This window comes from Bacillus sp. T33-2 (assembly GCF_002860205.1).
Classification (GTDB): domain Bacteria; phylum Bacillota; class Bacilli; order Bacillales; family Cytobacillaceae; genus T33-2.
The window spans coordinates 95,196-117,457 of the sequence record NZ_PGVB01000003.1 but is presented as its reverse complement, the minus strand read 5'-3'; the positions used below and the strand labels follow the sequence as shown (position 1 = coordinate 117,457).

The window sequence follows — 22,262 nt, the reverse complement described above, 5'->3', positions numbered from 1 at the left end:
CATCCCCTAATCTTTTTAATTTCATTGCAGTAAATTTAAAGGCTTATATTTTCAGCAGTCTCCATTCTTTATTGGAATGTCTTTTTTTGTATATTGTTCTCTGCTACGCACCACGGTCGCAAAAAGGCGGGGGATTAAGTATTTAGCTCCTGGCCCCTTTTAATCTTTAAGCTTACGAGCAGCATGATAACTACGAAATAAACCCCGTAAATCAGGAAGGACAGCTTCTTGTTATCTTCAAAAAGACTCCCTGCAAAGGTAAAAATAAAGACTGCCGGAAGTTTACCTATTAATGATGCAACTAAAAACTTCATCCAGGAAACAGTACTGACTCCACAAAGAATATTCACTACCGGAGACGGAATGACAGGAATAATGCGCACAATTAAAATCCCCAAAAAAGCATTCTGGTTAAATAAATTTTCATACTCCTTTGCCTTTGGGTACTTTTCCAATGTCTTCTGCGCCCAATTCTGAAATCCATACCGGGCCATAGAAAACATAATCAAGGTGCCTATTGCAATCCCGACAAGGGAAATGCCAAGACCCTGCCAAACGCCAAAAATAGAGCCAATCAGCCCCGCCAACAAAGGATATGGTATAACCGGAAAAAAAACCAGTAAGCCTACCAGCATAATGCTTACCGGAATGGCTGTTGGGCCATTAGCCTCGATAACAGCCAATAGCGTATCCTTCTCAAAGTACCCAAACACTGCTATGACGATCATTAACAAAATGACAAAATACTGTTTCATGCATTTGCTCCCCTGGTGATCTTCTGAAAGCGATCCTTTATTTACATTCTACCAAGTTTCCGCTCATTTTGGGACATCCTCATGTAGTCAGCCGTGCCTGAACAATTAACCTTTTGGTTGGGTTTTTGATTGGTTCGCATGTAATTAAAGTTAACACGCCTATGCCCCCCTGCTCATCCAACACTTCCATATCCGTCGGGGACACTATACTCTTCTTAAATACTACATAGGTATAAATTTCTGTCTTTGTTTCAATTAAAATTACATCCTCTTTCTCCAGTTCGTTCAAACGGTTAAATTGCCTGCCAAATGTATAGCTGCGGTGGGCAGCGATGGCTGCATTCCCTTTCTGTCCCGGGTACGAGGTTCCTGTCAAATGTCCAGCTGCTGTTTTAAGGTTGTCCTGAGTAGCCCCTTCTACTACAGGCAACAATAAATCGATTTTTTCTATATGTAACGTACCCAGCATTTCTCCTGCATCAGGTTTGTTGGTTGATTCAGCATCAACAGCAGCAAAGACCTCTTCTAGTCCATTGTATTGAGCAATCACTTTATCTCTTTTCGTTTCTTGCCAGGTTGAGATTAATTGTTCTTCTTCGTATGAGTGATAGAGAGAAATCAGTTTTGGTGAAAACATGATAATAATACCGACAGTAATTAGAAAAAAGGAGGAGGCTAACTTCATGGGCTAGCCCCTGTTAAACAATTTTTTTACATGAGGACGTTTAATTAACAGCAATGTGACACCCGAAGCCGTAATGAGAAACCCTAATACCATGATGAATAACGGGTTTGATTCCCCTGTTTTCGGGAGTGTGTTATCAGACGCAGCAGCATTAGAATTTCCCGCCCCACTTGAATTACCCTGATCTGTGGGTGCTGCCGGATTTGTTGGTGTACCTGGGTCAGCCGGTGTTGGTTTTACTGGGTCTGCAGGTGTTGCCGGATCTGCTGGGGGATTTGCTGGAATTGTTCCATCTGTTTGAAAATGAAACGCCACTTCTGTTGCAACACCTTGGTACTCATTTCCCGATTCGTCTGGAAACTTTACCGTAAATTCCAGTTTTTCTTCATCTGAATGTTTAAGCGCCCTTGAGTCAATTCCCTCATAACCACTTAACTTACCATCATATAATGTTTTTTGGGAATCATTCACTTGAAGCAACAACTGGTTATATAGCTTTTCAGATCCTGATTCCCGCTTTGCTTTCATTAAGTATGTAAAGTCCTGGTTTCCCTGGTTTTGAATAATTAATGTACGGGTTGCCCAGTCACCGGGTTTTAGGTTGCTAAGTTCAAATAAATAGGGCGCTGGTGATACGGATATATCAATCACTGGGGGCGATGTATCTGCACCTGTTTTTCCCATTGGTAAAATAACAATAACCGTTAGTAAAAGTGCGCTATATAATAGTATTAACTTAAATCTCTTAGAATTTAAATTCATAGTAATACCTCTCATTAATTAAGGTTTAGAGGCTTGGTCTTGTAAAAAAGGTGGGAAATGTTCCTCCCACCTGTTGTTAATGAAAGTTTTATATTTCAGATCCAGCCTTTTGACTCGCTGTAAATTTCCACTCTAAGCTTAAAGAGTCACCTTGGAATACGTTTTGGTCTTCTCCATTGTCTACAAATTCAAATTGCACATATAACAAGTCACTCGATCCAGCCGCAAGTCCTCTTGTTCCCCACTGATCGCCAAACAGGGTCTCAAATTGATTTTTAACTGCCTTCGGATCCATGCTTCTCAGATCAGCAAGTGTTGTTGACCAAACCGGCACATCCAGCTTGTCAATGTTGAATAAGAAGTTTACTCGGATGTGTTCACCAAAATCCGCACCTGCATTGTTTCCATTAGCATCATTTACCTCATAGGCAGTGTTCAGCACGACATTTTTGATATCCAATGTCCCATTGTTTTGAAGTTCAAATGAACGAAGCATTGTGTCCCCAGGCTTGATGTTATCAACATCGATAATTGTTGTAGGGTTTGCTACTAAATCAAGCGTACCTGCTGCAAAAGTGTTGTTTGTTATTTCTGTGTCACTGAAGTAAGCGTAAGTTCCTCCACCGATTAAAGACAGACCCAATGCTGCTGATGCTACACCCATGCCTAATTTCTTTTTCAAACTCATTTAAAACTTCCTCCTGTCACCCTTTATTAATGGGTATGTAATTTTTTTATATTGAACCTGCCAAAGGGTTTATCCTTTAGCAGAGTACAACCAGCCTTAATTGTTTACTGGTGGCATTTCATTTTTCTTTGTGGCTTCTACCTCGCGTATTGCTTTCCAAATAGTGAATCCGGAGTAAATTAACAGCAGTGCGCCAGGCAGAACCAGAAGGAGTGCTGCTCCCTCCTTGGATTGGGCAAAATTCATGCCATATCCAATAAAAGGAATGGTCAAACCTTTATACTCACCTACTACGTTCTCTGATAAAACGGGTGTTGGATCTGCTGCGTCATTATTGTCACCTTTAGTGATATATTGAATTTGCTTACCTTCACCCTTCACTTCTTCAACTCTGTGAGTGATCAATCTATCCGGGCCATCCATAAAGGTAATGACGTCACCTGTTTGAAACCGGGCCATGTCACCACCAGGCTTAATGGCAATGATCGATCCTGTTTTAATCCCTGGTTCCATGGATCCGGATAAAACTGTTTTCAACTGGTAACCTAATATACTGGGCTCCCCGCCGGATGCTTTTGACGAAATGACAACAAATGCCATGAACAATAGTGTCGCAAGTAACAAGTAACTTATGAGTCTACTAATCCAGATTTTTGCTTTTGCCAATTGTATTCACCTCTAGTTAAAGTTTTTATGGAATTTGGCTTTCAGACTGTGTGACATCTGCTTCATTCACATTTTGTTCAGTATGAGCCTTCACTTCTTCAGACTGTATTTGTGAGGTGTCTTCACTCTTCGGCGCTTCGGTTTCTATACTTTGTTGAGCTTCTGTATCGTTCGGTGGACTGTTACTTTCTACCGGTTGTTGATGAACAGGAGTATCATTTTGCACTTTTTGTTCAGTTCCCTTTTCTGGAACCACCTGTAAACCATGGTTTGAATCAGCTACGGTGATTTGCGTACTCCACAAAGCTCCCTCAACATTTCCATTATTTTTATTGTCTTTGTTGTTATTTGAATCACCATGATTAGGCCGTTGGTATGCCTTGAACATATAATTTCCAGGCTTTTGGGTTGTGAACTTCAAATTGAAAACTTCCCCGCTTTTTAATGCGGGCACCGTGCCGTCCCCAATCTTTGTTCCTTCTTTTGGATTCCCCTTCTCAGCCCACCAAATTTCATAAGGAACTGAGCCAGCCATATCGTTTCCATTATTTTTGATTGCTGCAGAAATATTTTTATCTTGATTAGACACTGCTCCTGTAAAAGCAAGAGAGCTTTTATCCCAAACTTCCTCCGGTGGAGATGTCTCCCAAGTGCCAGCTGTTATGGCCCCAATCGCCCCGACCCGGTCATTGAAGTATGCATTGGTAGATCCCAACATATAAATCAGGGTAAAGGCGAATATGTAAAAAATGGTTGTAATTTGTACAAGGATGAAAAAGGACCAATTCTTATTCCTAAATTTTCGTATTCGTGCCAGTCTGATGTTAATTCCCTCCTTCAGTTGAACTGTAGGATATATATGTTCTTTTTTTAGCATTATGAGGTTCGTTAAAAAGAACAATTTCTATAGTTGTTATTATATGTGTGGCTAGCGGTATTAAAAACATTCAAATACGGCCAAATTTCCTCTTTTTCTCACCTAAACCACCTGATTTATCACTTTATCTCTGTTTTTCTTAGTTTTTCGTATTTTTTTAGGAACATTTAGTTCTTTAAATTGAACAAATGGAAGCACAATATTATAGAAGATAAACCACTCGTTTTGTGGTGTTGAACAAAATTTTCATTAAGGAAAAGTATATGTCTAAAAATTTAAAAAAATAAGGATTTACAAACAGATACCATTTACTTAAGATAGTAGTTGTATCAACATTCTTAATAAAGTATGTTCCGTTCTTTTTAAGAAATCAGAAAGGAGGAATATGATGAAGAAAGTGGTTAAAGTACTTTCGGGAATTGCTCTGGCATCAATCATGGCTCTGCCGACAATTGCGAGTGCTGATGTACAGGAAGTGCGTGGTCTTAAGGCGGACCGTGAGGGGGCATATTCTGCTTTGGACACAGGCAAAAACATTACGGTTTTTAACAACACTAATAGGATGTTTTTAACAAAGGGCGCACCTCAAAAAGGAACTTTAGCTGATGGATTTGTCTACATGAAGGGACTGAGCTGGTAGCACCGCTCATCGCGGTTGAAAGTCCTAGCTTCACTCGGGGTTACAAGATTTATAGTGACCTTTGGGAAAAGTTTGACGATGGCAGTTATGGAACTAACAATATTGAAGCATACGATTCAGGCAGGATTTTTTATACACCACAAGAGAGAATTGTAAGTAAAACGGGGCACCATTATGCTGTACAAAACGGCAGTGAAGTAATTCTTTATACAGCCAACAATATCCACACAATGGACCTAACCGAAGGCCATCACGAATCGTACAGAGTGCAAGGAACATTAAGAGGCCTGATTATTTTTGATTGTTGCGGTTATGCAGTGATCGAAAAAGAAGACGGTTCAATTGTTGCAGTAGGCTACGGTATGGAAGGACTCGGAGAACTTGCCCAAATCAAGCTTCCAACTGAAGAACCAAGATAAGCCAGAGAAGCTTGGAAGTAAACCAAGGAGTACCTAAAAAATCTAGTTAGGTACTCCTTTTTCATCGCTTTTTATCTATAACTTTCTTTCATGGGCAATGTGTTATGAAAGAATGTCAGGAGGATTACTATGAAGAAAATCACCTCACTGCTGATGCTTATTACACCGGTTGTCATCACTGGGATAGCAACTGCTGCTAATGAAAAGGACTCTCATCAGAAAATACAGCCTTCTGTTATCACAACCCGCATAGCTGCTAGTGATGATGAACATGACTCTCATCAGAAGATACAGCCTCCAGTCAACACAACAGTTGTTGAACTAAAGGATATCCATGGAGATACAATAGGGACAGCTGCCTTTGCCCAATTAGACAATCATGTATTTTTGAAGGTGCGTGCTTCTGGTCTAACTCCTGGCAAGCACGGATTTCATATTCATCAAGACCCAATTTTGAAAAATGATTTCGCTACCGCAGGGGGGCATTTTAATCCAACTGGACACCAACATGGACACGAAAATCGTGCCGGCGCCCATCTGGGAGACATGCCGAATTTAGTTGCCGATGCAAATGGAAAAGTTGATCAAATGATTCTTCTCGATAACATAACTCTTAAAGAAGGAGCACTTAACAGCATCGTCGGGAGATCCCTGATCATACATGCTGCAGAAGATGACGGCATAACCGATCCTTCCGGCAACTCAGGCGCAAGAATCGCAGGAGGCAATATATTCAGTTCAAATGATTTAAAATCCCCTCTTAACTAAGAGGTTTAATTATAAACAAATACAATATTGGGAGATGGAAACATGAAGATGAAAAAGGTTTTATCTGCAGGAGTTTTAACATGTGCACTTTTAATACCTACAACGATCTTTGCTGCCAGTGACACTGGTTCGGCAACTGATCCGGCAAGTTCGCCACAATCTCATTCCCTTTTGAAGTCAAACACGTTGCAAACTGCGAATCTGCAAGTCACTGGAAACATCACCCCAATTACTACACCGACATCAGAATACACAAGTAATACGAGTAAAATTGATATCTCGCATCTTTTCAACTACAATATGTACAATTCTGTAACAGATGGTGTCCAGACTATTTCTTTCAGCTCACCAATGGAAAGACGGCAAGTGCGGGATTCTTGGGAAGCTGATTGGGGACCAGATACTGAATCCCGTTACCCGCAAGTTCTTTTTTCAGATTATAAGAATGAAGTAACATGGAATTTGTCTCAACCTACAAAAACATTTGGATTTGAGCTGAGTCCAAATACTTATGGAACATATAGCTACATGGTTGATTATTACTCAGGAACAACACTTGTTGGAAGCTTAACTCAAAGCTTACTTACATCCCTAACAAACGGAGGCATTAAGGTGTTTGGGGCAACATCGGAAACACCATTCGATCGTGTGGTTATCCGCAGTGCTAGTGGTGATACTCATGGTTTTGCGGTTGCACAGATTCGTTATGGTGAAGTGAATGTTGATAACGAGGCTCCAGTGACAAATGCAACGTTATCTGTGGTAATGAATCGCCTCAGTGTAATATTAAGCGCTGCTGATAATGATTCAGGAGTAGAAAATACAGAATACCGGATAAATGGCGGAGATTGGATGACTTATACAAACCCTGTTTCACTTAAATTTGACGAGCAGCTTCAGTACCGCAGTGTTGACAAGTCTGGAAATATAGAAGACGCTAAAACGATTGGTGTAACAGAGAGTGGCTACCAGCTTGAGAACGTTTATATTAATAATTCACGTGGCACAGTCGGCCCAATTAATAAAACGATGACGACTGCCCAAGACATGGTTCGCTTTATCCTTAATTTAAGCCGTTGAGATATTGAGATAAGACCAAAGCCGCCGGATTACCGGCGGTTTTGGTTTGCACCAAAATACCTCATGGAGAGAAGTAATTTCTTCTATCACCACTTCTAGCTGTCTCACCCTTCCTCATACCTCCATCTCTTCGTTCTTATAGAAAAAAGTGATGTTTTTATCTATACCACACTATTAAACTGGGTATTTAAAAAATGCATGGACACAGCATTTGCTTCTTAACAATCTCCCACAATTTTCTTTGTTGACAAGGTTGTATATACAGGATAAAATGAAAACGTAATCAAAGCTTGTATATACAGGAACCAATAGTTTTGTAAACGCACACATTAACCTGTAAATATAGATTTGATAAATATTTTGAAAGAATTGGAGTAAATCCAATTTCAACAGGGGGAAATACAAATGAGTAAGTTCACAGAACCATCCAAGGATTTACTTGAACACATTGGAGGCAAAGAAAACATTGCAGCCGTTACCCATTGTGTGACAAGAATGCGGTTTGTTTTAAATGATCCAAGCAAGGCTGATGTAAAAGCGATTGAATCTATTAATCTTGTAAAGGGTACATTCACCCAGGCGGGTCAATTCCAGGTTATCATCGGAAATGATGTATCCAACTTCTATAATGAATTCGTCAAACTTGCCGGTGTCGATGGTACTTCCAAGGAAGCAGCAAAGGTTGCGGCTCAGCAGAACATGAACTGGCTGCAAAGGATGATTGCCCATCTTGCTGATATCTTTACTCCATTAATTCCGGCGCTTGTTGTCGGTGGTTTGATCCTTGGTTTCCGAAATGTAATCGGTGACATTAAGCTTCTGGAAAATGGCACGAAATCCATCATCGAGGTTTCCCAGTTTTGGGCTGGTGTCCATGCATTCCTTTGGCTGATTGGTGAAGCGGTGTTCCACTTCCTGCCTGTCGGAATTACATGGGCGATCACCAGGAAAATGGGGACTTCCCAAATTCTCGGTATCGTCCTTGGTATCACGCTTGTATCTCCACAGCTTCTAAATGCTTACGGAGTAGCAGGCGCGAAAGAAATCCCGACATGGAACTTCGGTTTTGCTGAAATTGAAATGATTGGTTACCAGGCACAGGTCATTCCGGCCATCCTTGCTGGATTCGTGTTGGCTTTCCTGGAAAGAAAACTGCGTGACATTGTTCCAAACTCAATCTCTATGATTGTCGTACCGTTCTTTGCGTTAATTCCTACAGTTTTAATTGCCCACACAGTCCTTGGCCCGATCGGCTGGACAATGGGTTCTGCAATTTCTGATGTAGTATATGCAGGCTTGACATCTGCATTTGGCTGGTTGTTCGCGGCAATCTTTGGATTTGCTTATGCACCACTTGTCATCACAGGCTTGCACCACATGACAAATGCGATTGACCTTCAACTGATGAGTGAATTTAACGGGACAAACCTGTGGCCAATGATTGCATTGTCCAACATTGCCCAAGGTTCGGCTGTTCTTGCGATGATCTACATCAATAGAAAGAATGAAGAAGAGAAGCAAGTATCCATCCCGGCAGCAATCTCTTGTTACCTTGGTGTAACGGAGCCTGCGATGTTCGGTATCAACCTGAAATACGGCTTTCCGTTCCTTGCAGCGATGATCGGTTCCCTGTTCGCAGCTGTTGTATCAGTGGGAACAGGCGTTATGGCCAACTCAATCGGCGTTGGCGGCCTTCCTGGAATTCTTTCCATCCAGGCTCAAGACTGGGGCATGTTCGCAGTCGGAATGGTTGTTGCAATTGTGATCCCATTCATCCTGACAGTTGTGTTTGCAAAAACGAAAATGAATAAGTTTACTTTTGCGAAAAAATAAATGGTATGATTAAGGAGGGAGCAGGTCTCCCTTCTTTTTTAAAATTCAATGTAAGCGATTCCGTATGATTTTAATAAAATAATTGGTGATCCTTTATGACAAATAAGTATTTAACCATCTACAACTCGATAGTAGACCAGATTAAAAGCGGTGAGATCCCTCCCAATACCCTGCTTCCTTCTGAAAATGAACTGAAAGACCAGTTTGATACATCAAGGGAAACGATTAGAAAAGCGTTGAATTTGCTGTCGCAGAATGGGTATATCCAAAAATTGAGGGGCAAAGGGTCGATGGTCATCGACATCAACAAGTTTGATTTTCCGGTTTCCGGCCTGGTCAGCTTTAAAGAACTGGCTGAAAAAATGGGCAACAAGCCGAAAACGATTGTGAATGAATTGTCCTTGATAACCCCTGACAGCTATATAAGGCAGCAGCTCCATTTAGGTGTTAAGGATCAGGTTTGGAAGATTGTTAGATCGAGGGAAATGGGCGGGGAAAAAATTATTCTGGATAAGGACTACTTAAGTAAAAAGTACGTTCCCACACTGACTGAAGACATCTGTGCAGACTCGATTTATCAATACCTTGAAAAAGAACTGAACCTGACAATCAGCTTTGCCAGAAAAGAAATCGTTGTAGTAGAGCCTACTATGGAGGACCGGACCCTTTTGGACCTAGAAGGCTTTCATAATATGGTAGTCATCAAGAATTACGTTCACCTGGATGACGCCAGCCTTTTCCAATATACAGAATCAAGGCACCGGCCCGACAAATTCAGGTTTGTCGACTTTGCCCGGAGAACGCATAAATAAAAAGTGTGGTCTTCCAGATAGGAGGCCACCCTTTTCATTTGTTCAATATTCCAGATGAATGTTTTTACATAATGCCTTGCTATTAAACTGTTTTTTCTTTTCTTTGCAAAAGCACGGCGCCAATGACAATGAACCCCTTGAATGCTTCTCTCAAGAATGGCGGCACACCGAATAAATTTAATAGATTGTTCATCACGGCGATAATCAACATTCCAAAAACGGTGCCCATGATAATGCCCCGGCCGCCGCTCATGCTCGTTCCACCGACTACTGCAGCAGCGATAGCATCCATTTCTATTCCCCTACCGGCATTGGCAAAATCCATCGAACCAATACGGGAAACTTGAATGATCGATGCAATGGAAACTAAAACTCCCATCAGTATGTACACTCGCAACTTCACTTTTTCCACATTGACGCCGGAAAGCCGTGCAGACCTCTCATTTGAACCTACAGCTATGATTTGTCTGCCAAACACGGTTCGTTTTGATACATAGTAAAGGTTTAACGTGATGATTGCCCAATATACAATCGGCATGATCATATAACCGCCAATACTAAAGCTGGAAATCGACAAGAATTCCCGTGGTACTGTCGGATTATACCCTTGCATGAAATGCTGGGTAAGACTTCTGAAAATCATCATTGCACCCAATGTGGCGATAAATGGAGGGGTCTTACCTTTTGTAATGGTGACGCCAATCAATAATCCCAACAAATATCCCAATACTACCACCAACAGGATTGTTGCAACAAAAGCAGGGATTCCTGTCAATCCCAGCATCCCCAAGATCCCCCTGGAACTGGTATCAAGAAGCACCATACCAAAAGCACCAGCGGCAACCAAAGTAGACCCGACAGACAGATCTATGCCTCCTGTCATGATCACCAGTGTCATGCCCAACGCAATGATGCCAACTCCCGCATTATTACGCAGCAGGTTAATCCAGTTGTTTGTCCAGGAATCAAACCAACTCCCAAAGGAATCATATTCAAAGCCCAAAATCCATGTCTGCAATAAGACCATGACCAAAAAGGCGATGGCAGTACTGAACAGCGGATCTTGCGTCCATTTCCTTCTTGCCCACACTAAAACATTCGGATTGTTTTTTTCACGTTCAATTTGCACGATTCGTGTCCCTCTCTCCTACTTCATTCAGATGTCCACCCGTAGCAAGGCTCATGATTGTTTGTTCATTCATGGTCTCTCCAGCCACTTCACCCTGAACCGTTCCATGATACATCACAAGCGCACGGTCACAAATCCGGATAATCTCCTGCCCTTCACTGGAAAGTACGACAATTGCGATATTATCTTCAGCAAGTTTTAGGATGATATCATAAATATCTTCTTTCGCCCCCACATCTACACCTTGGGTGGGGTTGTCTAAAATAAGCAGTTTAGGGTTGGCGGAAAGCCATTTGGCCAGGACAACCTTTTGCTGGTTCCCCCCAGACAGACTATTGATGCTATCGGTAATCTTTCCCATTTTTATTTTCAGCGTTGCACGTAGTTTTTCGAAAATCTCTTCATGTCTTTGTGTATGAATGACACCACGCTTTGAAAATTTGGGCCAGGTTACTATCGAGGCATTTTCAAAAATGTTCATATCCTTGATGATCGCATTTTCTTTTCTGTTCCTTGGCACATAGGCAATCCCTTCCCTGATGGCTTGTGTAGTGCTATTGATGGTTACTTCTTTCCCATTGAGAAAAATTTTGCCTGATGACACTTTTTCGGCTCCAAAAATGGCCTGGAACAGTTCACTTCTTCCATCACCAAGCAAGCCTGTAACCCCAAGAATTTCTCCAGCTGTTACCGAAAAGCTGATATCCCTGAATATACCGTTATTTGTAAGTCCCTCAACCCGCAATACTTCATTTCCCAAACTTTTCTCGCGTAAAAATGGTTCTGTTCGCACGTCATATCCCACCATGAAACGGGCGAGGTCATCAGTAGTTACTTCACTGACATTTCCTTCTGCCACGAGCTTGCCATCCTTGAGCACCGTGTATCTCTCGCAAACTTCCATGACTTCATTGAGTTTATGTGAGATGAAAATGATCCCAACATTTTTGTCTTTCAACGTTCTCATCATTTTAAAAACCCGTGCAATTTCCTTATCCGTTAAAGAAGTAGTCGGCTCATCCATGATAATGATCGATGCATTCATCATCATTGCCCGGCATATTTCAACAATCTGCTTATAGGAGGCATCCAGATCACGAACCATCGTTTTCGGATCCAAATGGACGTCCATTTGCCGGAACAGTTTTTCTGTTTCGTTAATCATTCTTTCAACATCAAGGCTGCCTCTTTTTGTCTTTAACTCCCTGCCCAGGAACATGTTTTCAAATATTGGTAAATCATTGATCAGATTCAGCTCCTGATGGATAAAAGCAATGCCGGCTTCCTGCGATTGCCTTGGTGTGCTGAACACAACCTGTTTGCCGTCCAGGGTAATGGTACCTTCATCCATCTGATGGACTCCACCCAGTATGTTCATCAATGTCGATTTGCCAGCACCATTTTCACCCAAAAAGGCAACAATTTCCCCACCCCTTAGGGTGATCGATACATCCTTAAGCACATGGTTGCTATCAAAAAACTTTTTAATATTATTCATTTCGACTATCATGACATCAAATCCACACCTCTGTTAAAAGAGAGGCTACAGCTTGGCCATAACCTCTCCTTTTTTCTGTTTTCATTCCTATGAAATAATTAATAAGGTGAGCCTTCGTCAAGGAATTCCTGGTAATTTTCCCTGTCTACGATAGTGGTAGGTATTATCGTCTCTTCATCAACCTTTTCATCTTTTAACAGCTTCAGGGCGACATCTACGGCGTCTTTCACCATGGCTGGGCTGTAAAGTGCCGACTCGATCCAGATATCTTTATTTTCAGGCATCATCTTGAAGTATTCCTGCATGCCGCCTCCTCCGGTGACAACCTTAATATCCTTCCTTCCAGCTTCTTTAATGGCCTGCAGGACACCGATAGAGGTTTCATCATCCATGGAATAAACCGCATCAATCTTTGGATTCTTTGTCAAAATATCAGAGAAGTCCTTCAAGCCATCTTCTCTCGTAAACTGGGTTGCATAAGTCTCTGTTTTCATATCAGGCGCGATTTCTTTCAGAGTAGTGACAAAGCCCTCTTTTCTAAGCTCTGAAACAGAACCTGCGGAAGGTACTTCCAGGATGACAACATTTCCTTCTTTGCCAATTTTGTCTACGATATATTTAGCTCCCTGAACACCCATATCCTTATTGTCACCGGCAACACGGTAAACGCCATCCACGTCAATTTCAATGTCAAAGTTTACAATTTTGATGCCTTCATCCTTTGCCTGCTGAATTGGCACCTCCATGCCTTCCCATTGCGGAAAAGCAACAATTGCTTCGGCTCCCCATGTCTTAAGGTCATCCAATTGGGATGTCATCTCTTCCGCATTATTGCTTGTCTGAATCTTGTACTCTACTTCATCGGACAATTCTTTGGCCCGGGCTTCCGCATGGTAAGCAACTGCAGCTACCCAGCCATGTGTCACTGCTGGTGCAAGAATGCCAATCTTGTGCTTTTTCTCCCCTTTTTCTACCGAGGCGCCACCACCTGACGTTTTTGAATCGCCGCACCCGGCCAGAACTGGTACGATCATTAATAAGAATAACAATACGACTGACAAAGCCTTTTTCATCAAATAACCCCCTAAGTATAAATTTAGTAATCTATTATAAATAGACTTGAAACCTTGCATAAAAAATTCAATGTTTCTATTGATTTGACTTAAAATTTATACATCACCAATTCAATTAAGCGCTTTCAAAAGAGGTGTAAAGTTATTCTTCAATCCGAAGTCCTTCGTCCCCTGGAACGGCTCTGTTGCCCTATTATTAAAGTTATAATATATATATATACAGTTGATGACTGGCACTCTATCAGAAAAAAACAAGTCTGCTATACTTTAACTACTTGTCCTGTTGCCAGGGAAGTTTCGATTGCTTTCAATAACTTAAGGGTGTATAAAACCTCGTCTAAAGGGATGACCAGGTTATCCTCATTCTTCTCCAAGCAATTTACAAAATAGGATAGTTCATTTCGAAATGGATCCTCGGATTCTATTTGGACAAGGAGCTTCTCTTGTTCGGTGTATAATTCGAACTTTTTATCACTGTCATTCATGTTTTCGATATTTTCACCTGCAGCTACATGAAAATGCAGCGCACTCTGGCGTGTTTGTGCCCGAAATGACATTGTAAATGGAAACCCCGTCGGCATTCGCTGCGATGCTTCGACAAAAGCCACGCTTTTATTTTTGAAAGAAAGTGTCGTCATGACATGATCCCATGCCCCGAACTCGTTCTTGTTTCCGACAGCATAGACGGTTTCGGCCTCGCCAAGCAGGTAATAAACAAAATCAATGTCATGCAAATGCAAATCGTATAATGCACCGCCGCTTTTCTCCGGGTATTGGAACCAGCTGCTCCATTTAGGTGCCTCGCCCAGCCGTTTTGCATGGACAATCTCAATGTCTCTTAATTTGCCACTTTGACTATACGATTTAATGGCCTTGTACTCCGGCCAAAACCTCAGTACATGGGCGACAAATAAAAGCACTTTATTTTTACTTACTGCGTCGTTAATTCGCTTAGCAGACTCGAGCGTCAATGTCAGCGGCTTTTCACAGATGATGTTTTTTCCGGCGTTCGCGGCCCTTATAATATATTCCTCATGCAGATAGGTAGGGAGGCAGATATCGATGATCCCGATTTCCGGATCATTTAACAGCTCATCATATTCTGTCACAAAGGAACCAGTATAACTGCTGGTTACTTGTGACCTGTTAGACAGACTCCTTGTACAGATTGCCTTCACCTGGCAATTATCAATATGACTGTATGCTTCCAAATGAGTTCTGCCTATAAACCCTAAACCAACAAGTCCGATGTTCATCATTTCCTATTCTTCCAACCTCCTCAATCAACCGATTATTTTCGAAAGATAGCTGAAAGACCTTTTAACACTATCGTTAACTTCCTCAAGATTGGCTGGACCTGAAGGTGTAAATTCAACCTCTACACTAATCGGTCCCTTAAAGTTGAATTTTTTAAGCGTTCCAAATATCCTGTGGAAATCCAGCTCCCCATCGCCGATTGCCGGGAAATTCCACTCGTTGTAAACACCAAGCTTATCCTTCAAGTGCATGAATTCCACGTAAGCCACAGAAGCTTCCAGATCATCGTAGGGCAAAATATTGCCATAGAAAATCACATTGGCGGTATCATAATTGATTTTGACTCGGTTATTTAGTGACCGGGCCAGTTTTTTCAAGGAAGTACCAGTTGGATAGTTATTTCCGTGCGTTTCAAAAACAAGCGTTTTGTTAAACTTTTCGCACCTCTCGATGATGGGTTTCAAATTCGCCGCCAACAATTGTTCATCTTCAATCACATCTGTATCACCATGGGCATCACCAGTAGCTGTTATGATATACTTGCAATCAAATTCCACAGCCAGGTCAATGCTTTTGAACAGGTTTTCAACTCCTTCTTCCCGCATGACGTTACTGTGTGCCCCTATCCCCACGCATTTCATCCCGTAATCCATTAGCAGTTGCTTGATATCGTTTCGTTCTGTCGGCGACATTTCTGGCAAAACATGGGGAGTATGGTCTTTCACTGCAGCCAGTTCGATCCGGGTAAATCCTGCCTGACTTGCCCCTTTTACTGCATCCTCCAATGAGAACCCGTGATACGTATTAGAATTGATAGCAAGCTGTTCCAGCATGACACCCCTCCTTCAATGTAATTGATTACAATTAACAAAAAATCATTCATTTAATCTATTAAGCTTTTGTTCAAAACCATTATGTAATCCGTTACATTTATCTTATTGTATTTTGATTATTCAGTCAACGGTCCCTAATATTTAATATTCATTGTATTTGAACCTTAGAATAAAAAAAGAAGGATAGGATGGTTTTTACTCACCAAGGATCTTTTCAATCACTCTCATCGTCGCAAGTGCCTGGCTGCCATTAACCACTGGCTCTTTGTCCTCAATAATTGATTCGATAAACGAGTCGATCACGCCTGTACTGGTTTGGTTGTCGTTTGTCTGCATTGGCTCCAACTCATATTTGACTCCTGACCCGTCTTTCATCTCGATAATCAGCTGATGTATTGGATGCTGATAGATTTTGATAATCCCTTTCTGGCAGTAGATCGTTGTCGAGTTATCCTCTGACCCGTAATATGTCCATGAAAAAGAAGCGGTACCCAATCGGCCTTTTTTCGTCTTAAGTGCACATACCACATTGTCACAAACTTCAATCGGACTACCGCTCTCATCTACTTTATCAAGCGCGCCATAAAATGCATGGACATCTTCAATTTCATCGTCCAGCAGATAGTGGATCAAATCGATTTTATGTATTCCCAAGTCACCTGCTACACCTGAGTAAGAGCGCTCCTTTTTAAAAAACCATGTTGCATTGGATTTCTCAACACCCCAGCTTTCAGGGCCTTGATGGCCAAAGGAAGTCTTGAAAGTGAGTACCTCGCCCAATTCTTTGCTTTCGATTATTTTCTTTGCTTTTTGGTGGGCTTTTGTAAACCGCTGGTTATGATCCACCATTAATTTTTTTCCGGATACTGCCTGAGCTTCAAGGATTGTTTGTGCGGATTGCACGTTGATCGCCAACGGCTTTTCACATAGTACATGCTTGCCATTCAACAATGCATTCGCTGAATTAATATGATGTGCTTCATTGGATGAACAATCACTGATTGCCACAACGTCTGGATCCTGCAAAAGTTCCTCCACTGTTTCGACCGCACGTCCACCAAATTCCATTGCAAGTTGTTTTGCTCTCTCCGGATTCCTGTCAAAGAAGACAATCTCATCAACATTTGGATTGGCTTTATACTCTGGTGCATGACGAAATCTTGCTATCGACCCGCATCCAATGATACCTACGCTAATTCCCACAGTCCATATCCTCCTTCTTATTTATTTTCTATCCCATTGTTGATTCACGGATGACAAGTTCATGATCCAAAATGACACTTTCAACGGTATTTCCTTTAATGCTGTTAATTAGCATATTCGCTGCGGTAGTCCCCATTTTATACATTGGCTGGGCAACAGTAGTAAGTGTTGGATTCGTCATGTTGGAAAAGCTGATCTTGTCAAAACCAACAACTGCTATATCGTCAGGAACTTTTAACCCGACTGCGTTTATTTCTTTTAATGCTCCAATAGCCAACGTATCGGAAACGGCAAAAATTGCGGACGGTTTCTCTTTTAGCTGCAGCAGCTTTCTCATGGCATGAACGCCATTTTCAAAATCGAGATGTTCCGTGTTATAAATCCATTCGCATCGGATCGGAAGGGCAAACTCTTTTAATGCCTTTTCATAACCACTCCTGCGCTGGCGGGCATATAAAAATTTTTCATCTGAATTGATAAGTGCTATTTCTGTGTGCCCAAGCTTAATCAAATGTTTGACAGCATGATAGGCCGCAAGTTCGCTATCGATGGTGACGTATGGAATCGTACCGTCTTCATCGTACTCACTGCACAGGATAATCGAGTGGTTTTCAGCCAGTTCATTCAGCTTCTGCTTATTGACTGCCGGGTCCATCGAAATGATCCCGTCTGCGAGCTTATTTTTTACCATGTTAAAATAAATGTTTTCCCGCTGCGGATTTGAGTCTGTTTCACATAGCAGAATGCTGTAATCGTTCATAATCGCAACATTTTCAATCCCGTTGATAATTCCGGTATAAAAGGGATTTGATATGCTGGGGATCAATACAAGCAACAGGCGGCTTTCTGAATTCCGCAGATTTTTTCCCAGCATGCTTGGAGCATAGTTGAGCTCTTTAATGGCACTTTCTACTTTAAGCCTTGTTTTCGGACTTACCGATGATACATTATTAAGCACTCTTGAAACCGTGGCAACGGAAACACCAGCTCTTAGAGCTACTTGTTGGATATTGGCCATGATGCCTCACACTCACAATTAATATTCGAATATTTTTTGTAATCGTTTACATATTTACTGAAAATTATAAAATCAACCTGCTAAAATGTCAACAACCATACCTAGAGTAGTTTATAGATTGATAATGTATGCGCTTACGTTATAATATAAATGTAATGGATTACAACCATTCTTTTAAGGAGGTTCTTTTATGAAGTTAGGCGTTTTTACCGTTTTGTTCTCTGATAAAACACTGGATGAAATGCTGGACCATGTTACCTCAAAAGGAATTGAAGCTATAGAACTGGGTACAGGCGGCTATCCTGGAGATGCCCATTGCAAAGTGGATGAATTGCTGGCGGACGAACAGAAGCAGAATAACTTTTTAAGCAAAATCTCAAGCAAGGGACTGACCATAAGTGCGTTAAGCTGCCATGGAAATCCGCTTCATCCACAGAAACACATTGCTGAACAAGCCAATGCCCTTTTCAATAAAACGGTTCAATTAGCTGGCAAACTTGGGGTTCAAGTCGTCAATACTTTTTCAGGCTGTCCCGGTGACCATGAAAATGCGAAATATCCGAACTGGCCTGTCTCTCCATGGCCAAACGATTACCAGGAAATTTTAAAATGGCAGTGGGAAGAAAAAATCATTCCGTATTGGAGAGAGAAAGCAGCATTTGCCGAAAAGCATCATGTTAAAATTGGACTTGAATTGCACGGCGGATTTTCGGTACATACACCTGCCACCCTACTTAGATTACGGGAAGCATGTGGCCCGGCCATCGGCGCCAATCTTGATCCAAGCCATATGTGGTGGCAAGGCATCGATCCAGTAGAGGCAATTAAAATTTTGGGGCGTGAAAATGCGATCCACCATTTCCATGCCAAAGACACCATCATTGACCAGCCCAATATGAACCGAAATGGTCTAACAGATATGACATCTTACAATGATATGAGGAACCGGGCCTGGTATTTCCGTACGGTTGGATTTGGCCACGAAGCGAAAGTTTGGGCTGATATGATCAGTGCGCTAAGGCTTTATGGGTATGATTATGTTGTCAGCATCGAACACGAAGACGGTTTAATGTCCATTGATGAAGGTTTTTCCAAAGCGGTCGAAACCCTTCTGCCTGTGATGGTCAAAGAAGCTGTCGGTGATATGTGGTGGACATAAGCCGCTCGATTTACATGCTTAAACGGGCCAATATATAAAAATTGGCCCGCCCAGCATATTTACAGACAGAATTAGGTTTCCCGGATTAAATGTTATATTATCAATACCATCCGGATAGGGACGCAATCGGGGATACGGCACCCTGTTGCTTAATTACATTTATAAACCAACGATTCATAAGGACGAAGCTTGATCCGGTCCAAGCGTTGTCCTGTTTCAACATCATAATTACTAATTAAAAGCTCAGCATTGTTGTATTGAATATCTTTCGGAAGCTCGAAAATTGTTTCTTTTTCATAAAAATTATTGATCACGACCAGCAGCTCGTCCCCCAATTTCCGGGTGTATGCGAAAATGGACTCATCGTCTTCGAGGATTAGGTCGTACGATCCGTAAACAATAATTTCATGCTGCTTGCGGAGTTCTATCAATTTTTTATAATGATAAAAGATGGAATCTTCATCCTGCAGCGCTTGCCGTACATTGATGCGGGTGTAGTTGGGGTTCAGCTGCAGCCATGGTTTGCCTGACGTAAACCCTGCATTGTCTGAATCATCCCACTGCATAGGAGTCCGGGCATTGTCCCGCCCCTTTACATAAATCGATTCCATCACATCTGCAGCATCATAGCCCTGCTCGAGCACTCTTTCCTTGTACATGTTTAGACTCTCAATATCGTTATAATCATCAATGGATGGGAATCGGACATTGGTCATGCCGATTTCTTCTCCCTGATAAATATATGGAGTCCCTTGCATCATATGGAGGAGTGTGCCAAGCATCTTCGCTGACTCTACCCGGTACTCTTTATCATTTCCGAAGCGGGATACAATCCTCGGCTGGTCATGGTTGTTCCAATACAGACTGTTCCAGCCCTTATTCTCAAGCTGTTTTTGCCATTTCGATAAATTTTGCTTTAAATCCTTCAAATCAAGAGGCTTCAGATCCCATTTACTTTTGCCCCGCTGTTTATCAAGGCTCATATGCTCAAATTGGAATACCATATTCAGCTCTTCACGGTTTTCCCCAGTGTACAGCTCGGCCTGTTCAGGTGTGACACTGGGGCATTCGCCGACCGTCATGATGTCGTACTTGGACAGTACCTGCCTGTTCATTTCCTGAAGGAAATCATGCACCCGCGCACCATCCGGTTCGTAGTCTGCATTGACCGCATTGCCAGCCAAAAAGTCTTCATACGGTGCCAGGAATTCCTTTTTCGATATCATGTTGATAACATCCATACGGAACCCGTCCACGCCTTTATCGAGCCAGAATCTCATCATTTTGTAGATGTCTTCCCGTAGCTGCCGGTTTTCCCAATTCAAATCCGGCTGCTTTTTCGAGAACATATGGAGATAATATTCACCGGTTTCGTCGTCAAGCTCCCAGGCCGGGCCGCTGAATATCGATTCCCAGTCAGTCGGTTCTTTTCCATCGACAGCAGGACGCCAAATATAGTAGTCACGATATGGATTCTCCTTTGATTTACGGGATTCGATAAACCAAGGATGCTCGTCGGAAGTGTGGTTCACGACCAGGTCCATGACAAGCTTGATGCCGCGCTTGTGCATTTCATCCAGCAGTTCCTCCCAATCCTCCATCGTTCCAAACTCGTCCATTATGTCTTCATAATCACTGATATCATAGCCATTGTCATCATTTGGAGATTTATAGACAGGAGACAGCCAGACAACATCAATACCGAGTTTTTTTAAATAATCCAGCTTGGAGATGATCCCGCGGATATCACCGATGCCATCGCCGTTGCTGTCCATGAAGCTGCGGGGATATATTTGATAGATGACACTTTCTTTCCACCATTTTTTCGCTTTCATCACCTGTCGCTCCTTTTACTATGTACCGGCCCCCAAGTTGGAGGGGTCTAATGGTATTCTACCGTGCTTTGATGAGCTGTTCAACCTCTTGCTTTTCCGGAAGGGCGGAAATTGCCCCTTTACCCGTTGTCGTCAGCGCGCCACTGGCATTGGCAATGGACAGAATAAGCTCATGGCAGCTTTCGAGGGTTGCCTCCAGCGTCTGCTGTGCCGTGTTCATGTCCAGCAACTGAGACAGCAGGCCGCCGATAAAGGCATCCCCGGCGCCTGTCGTATCCTGCACCTCAACCCGGAAGCCCTTTGATTCATATTTCTTTCCATTTACATATAAGGCAGCACCGTTTGCGCCTTTTGTAAAAACGACCGCCTTTACATCGCCGGTGAAAATGGAGGCAATCGCTTCGTCTATATCGGACATGCCTGTGATAAATTCGAGTTCTTCATCAGAAATTTTCACGATATGGGCGAGCGGGATAAATGACAGTATTGTGTTCCTGCACTCCTGCGGATCGTCCCACAGCGGGAGTCGTACATTTGGGTCAAAGCTGATGATGCCCCCTGCCGCCTTCACTGACTCGATCGCCTTGACATGTGCCTGTTTCATCGGGCTGTCTACTAAATCAACAGAGCAAAAATGAAGGATATCATTGCTTGCGAACCATTCCGCTTCGATTTCTTCCTCTGTCAGCAGCAAATCCGCCGACGGTTTCCGGTAAAATGAAAAATCCCGTTCTCCGTCTTCACGCAATGATACAAAAGCGAGGCCTGTATTAGCCTCTGTTGTCCTTGTAATTTTATCTGTCTGGACGCCCGCGTCTTGCAGCTGCTCGAGGAGGAAGTCCCCAAACGCATCGGCCCCAAGCTTTGTGATCATCGACGAAGTCCCGCCGTATTTTGCAACGGCAGCTGCCACATTTGCAGGTGCGCCGGGTGCACGCTCAAATGAAATGACATCCTTTAAAGCTCTGCCTTTTTGCAGAGGAACGAAATCAATTAATACTTCACCTATTGAAAATAAACGCCCCACCATTTCCACCTCGAAACCCATTTTTATATTCGTTCTTTGTCACGGCCATAGCTGTTTATACTTAATTGTTTAACCAAAGTATACATCAATACACTTGTCAGTTTAAGTTATTGTACGAATCCTTTATTTACATTTTTCGTACACGGTGATGGAGTACCCGTCATCCTTTTTATCCTGGAGAACCTTCTGCAAGGATACTTCGACGGGCAATAGAATCGTTCTCTAATAAAAAAGCGGCACCAAAA

General features: G+C 42.3%; 22 protein-coding genes. 7 read left to right on the top strand and 15 right to left on the bottom strand.

Annotation, left to right across the window (positions count from 1 at the left end):
• Positions 1-134: 134 nt before the first annotated feature.
• The 6 genes from CVD19_RS02955 to tapA all read right to left on the bottom strand — a co-directional run bounded on the left by CVD19_RS02955 (position 135) and on the right by tapA (position 4,433).
• A complete protein-coding gene (locus CVD19_RS02955) occupies positions 135-755 on the bottom strand; it encodes a TVP38/TMEM64 family protein (protein WP_101580384.1) in 621 nt (206 codons plus the stop codon).
• Positions 756-834: 79 nt separating this feature from the next.
• Positions 835-1,440 (bottom strand): class D sortase, encoded by a 606-nt coding sequence (locus tag CVD19_RS02950; protein WP_101580383.1) that lies wholly within the window; start codon positions 1,438-1,440, stop codon positions 835-837.
• Positions 1,441-1,443: 3 nt separating this feature from the next.
• Complete coding sequence (locus CVD19_RS02945) at positions 1,444-2,202, bottom strand: LPXTG cell wall anchor domain-containing protein (RefSeq protein WP_101580382.1); 759 nt, start codon at positions 2,200-2,202, stop codon at positions 1,444-1,446.
• 88 nt (positions 2,203-2,290) lie between these two features.
• A complete protein-coding gene (locus CVD19_RS02940) occupies positions 2,291-2,890 on the bottom strand; it encodes a CalY family protein (protein ID WP_101580381.1) in 600 nt (199 codons plus the stop codon).
• 96 nt (positions 2,891-2,986) lie between these two features.
• Entirely contained in the window at positions 2,987-3,556 is a 570-nt protein-coding gene (gene sipW, locus CVD19_RS02935) for a signal peptidase I SipW (RefSeq protein ID WP_101580380.1), read from the bottom strand.
• A 25-nt stretch (positions 3,557-3,581) separates the two neighbouring features.
• Positions 3,582-4,433 carry an amyloid fiber anchoring/assembly protein TapA gene (tapA, locus tag CVD19_RS02930; RefSeq protein WP_101580379.1) on the bottom strand — a complete coding sequence of 284 codons (852 nt, stop codon included), beginning with the start codon at positions 4,431-4,433 and terminating at the stop codon, positions 3,582-3,584.
• A gap of 388 nt (positions 4,434-4,821) precedes the next feature.
• Between tapA and CVD19_RS02925 the strand changes: the two genes are divergently transcribed.
• The 6 genes from CVD19_RS02925 to treR all read left to right on the top strand — a co-directional run bounded on the left by CVD19_RS02925 (position 4,822) and on the right by treR (position 9,985).
• On the top strand, positions 4,822-5,073 hold the full coding sequence (locus tag CVD19_RS02925; protein WP_101580378.1) for a hypothetical protein: 252 nt from the start codon (positions 4,822-4,824) through the stop codon (positions 5,071-5,073).
• A gap of 230 nt (positions 5,074-5,303) precedes the next feature.
• Positions 5,304-5,492, top strand: a complete 189-nt coding sequence (locus tag CVD19_RS02920) for a hypothetical protein (protein ID WP_101580377.1) — start codon at positions 5,304-5,306, stop codon at positions 5,490-5,492.
• A gap of 129 nt (positions 5,493-5,621) precedes the next feature.
• Positions 5,622-6,260 (top strand): superoxide dismutase family protein, encoded by a 639-nt coding sequence (locus CVD19_RS02915; protein ID WP_101580376.1) that lies wholly within the window; start codon positions 5,622-5,624, stop codon positions 6,258-6,260.
• A 42-nt stretch (positions 6,261-6,302) separates the two neighbouring features.
• Positions 6,303-7,340, top strand: coding sequence for an OmpL47-type beta-barrel domain-containing protein (locus CVD19_RS02910; protein WP_101580375.1), 1,038 nt, complete (start codon positions 6,303-6,305; stop codon positions 7,338-7,340).
• A gap of 405 nt (positions 7,341-7,745) precedes the next feature.
• Positions 7,746-9,173 carry a PTS system trehalose-specific EIIBC component gene (gene treP / locus CVD19_RS02905; RefSeq protein ID WP_101580374.1) on the top strand — a complete coding sequence of 476 codons (1,428 nt, stop codon included), beginning with the start codon at positions 7,746-7,748 and terminating at the stop codon, positions 9,171-9,173.
• A 95-nt stretch (positions 9,174-9,268) separates the two neighbouring features.
• On the top strand, positions 9,269-9,985 hold the full coding sequence (gene treR, locus CVD19_RS02900; RefSeq protein ID WP_101580373.1) for a trehalose operon repressor: 717 nt from the start codon (positions 9,269-9,271) through the stop codon (positions 9,983-9,985).
• Between the two features lie 82 nt (positions 9,986-10,067).
• On the opposite strand, the gene CVD19_RS02895 is transcribed toward treR, so the two are convergent.
• From CVD19_RS02895 to CVD19_RS02865, 7 genes are all read right to left on the bottom strand, one after another.
• Complete coding sequence (locus CVD19_RS02895; protein WP_101580372.1) at positions 10,068-11,114, bottom strand: ABC transporter permease; 1,047 nt, start codon at positions 11,112-11,114, stop codon at positions 10,068-10,070.
• Positions 11,104-12,624, bottom strand: coding sequence for a sugar ABC transporter ATP-binding protein (locus CVD19_RS02890; protein WP_101580371.1), 1,521 nt, complete (start codon positions 12,622-12,624; stop codon positions 11,104-11,106). The genes CVD19_RS02895 and CVD19_RS02890 overlap by 11 nt, the downstream gene beginning before the upstream one ends.
• Before the next feature lie 86 nt (positions 12,625-12,710).
• Positions 12,711-13,685, bottom strand: a complete 975-nt coding sequence (locus tag CVD19_RS02885) for an ABC transporter substrate-binding protein (protein ID WP_101580370.1) — start codon at positions 13,683-13,685, stop codon at positions 12,711-12,713.
• Between the two features lie 260 nt (positions 13,686-13,945).
• Positions 13,946-14,944, bottom strand: coding sequence for a Gfo/Idh/MocA family protein (locus CVD19_RS02880; RefSeq protein WP_101580369.1), 999 nt, complete (start codon positions 14,942-14,944; stop codon positions 13,946-13,948).
• Between the two features lie 24 nt (positions 14,945-14,968).
• Positions 14,969-15,775 (bottom strand): sugar phosphate isomerase/epimerase family protein, encoded by an 807-nt coding sequence (locus CVD19_RS02875; RefSeq protein ID WP_101580368.1) that lies wholly within the window; start codon positions 15,773-15,775, stop codon positions 14,969-14,971.
• A gap of 195 nt (positions 15,776-15,970) precedes the next feature.
• A complete protein-coding gene (locus CVD19_RS02870; RefSeq protein ID WP_101580367.1) occupies positions 15,971-16,978 on the bottom strand; it encodes a Gfo/Idh/MocA family protein in 1,008 nt (335 codons plus the stop codon).
• A gap of 28 nt (positions 16,979-17,006) precedes the next feature.
• Positions 17,007-17,996, bottom strand: a complete 990-nt coding sequence (locus tag CVD19_RS02865; protein WP_101580366.1) for a LacI family DNA-binding transcriptional regulator — start codon at positions 17,994-17,996, stop codon at positions 17,007-17,009.
• Positions 17,997-18,186: 190 nt separating this feature from the next.
• On the opposite strand from CVD19_RS02865, the gene CVD19_RS02860 reads away from it, so the two are divergent.
• Positions 18,187-19,155, top strand: coding sequence for a sugar phosphate isomerase/epimerase family protein (locus CVD19_RS02860; protein WP_101580365.1), 969 nt, complete (start codon positions 18,187-18,189; stop codon positions 19,153-19,155).
• 149 nt (positions 19,156-19,304) lie between these two features.
• Here the strand turns inward: CVD19_RS02860 and CVD19_RS02855 are convergent, their stop codons facing one another.
• Complete coding sequence (locus CVD19_RS02855; protein ID WP_101580364.1) at positions 19,305-20,990, bottom strand: glycoside hydrolase family 13 protein; 1,686 nt, start codon at positions 20,988-20,990, stop codon at positions 19,305-19,307.
• 58 nt (positions 20,991-21,048) lie between these two features.
• A complete protein-coding gene (locus CVD19_RS02850) occupies positions 21,049-22,017 on the bottom strand; it encodes a carbohydrate kinase family protein (RefSeq protein ID WP_101580363.1) in 969 nt (322 codons plus the stop codon).
• Positions 22,018-22,262 lie beyond the last annotated feature (245 nt).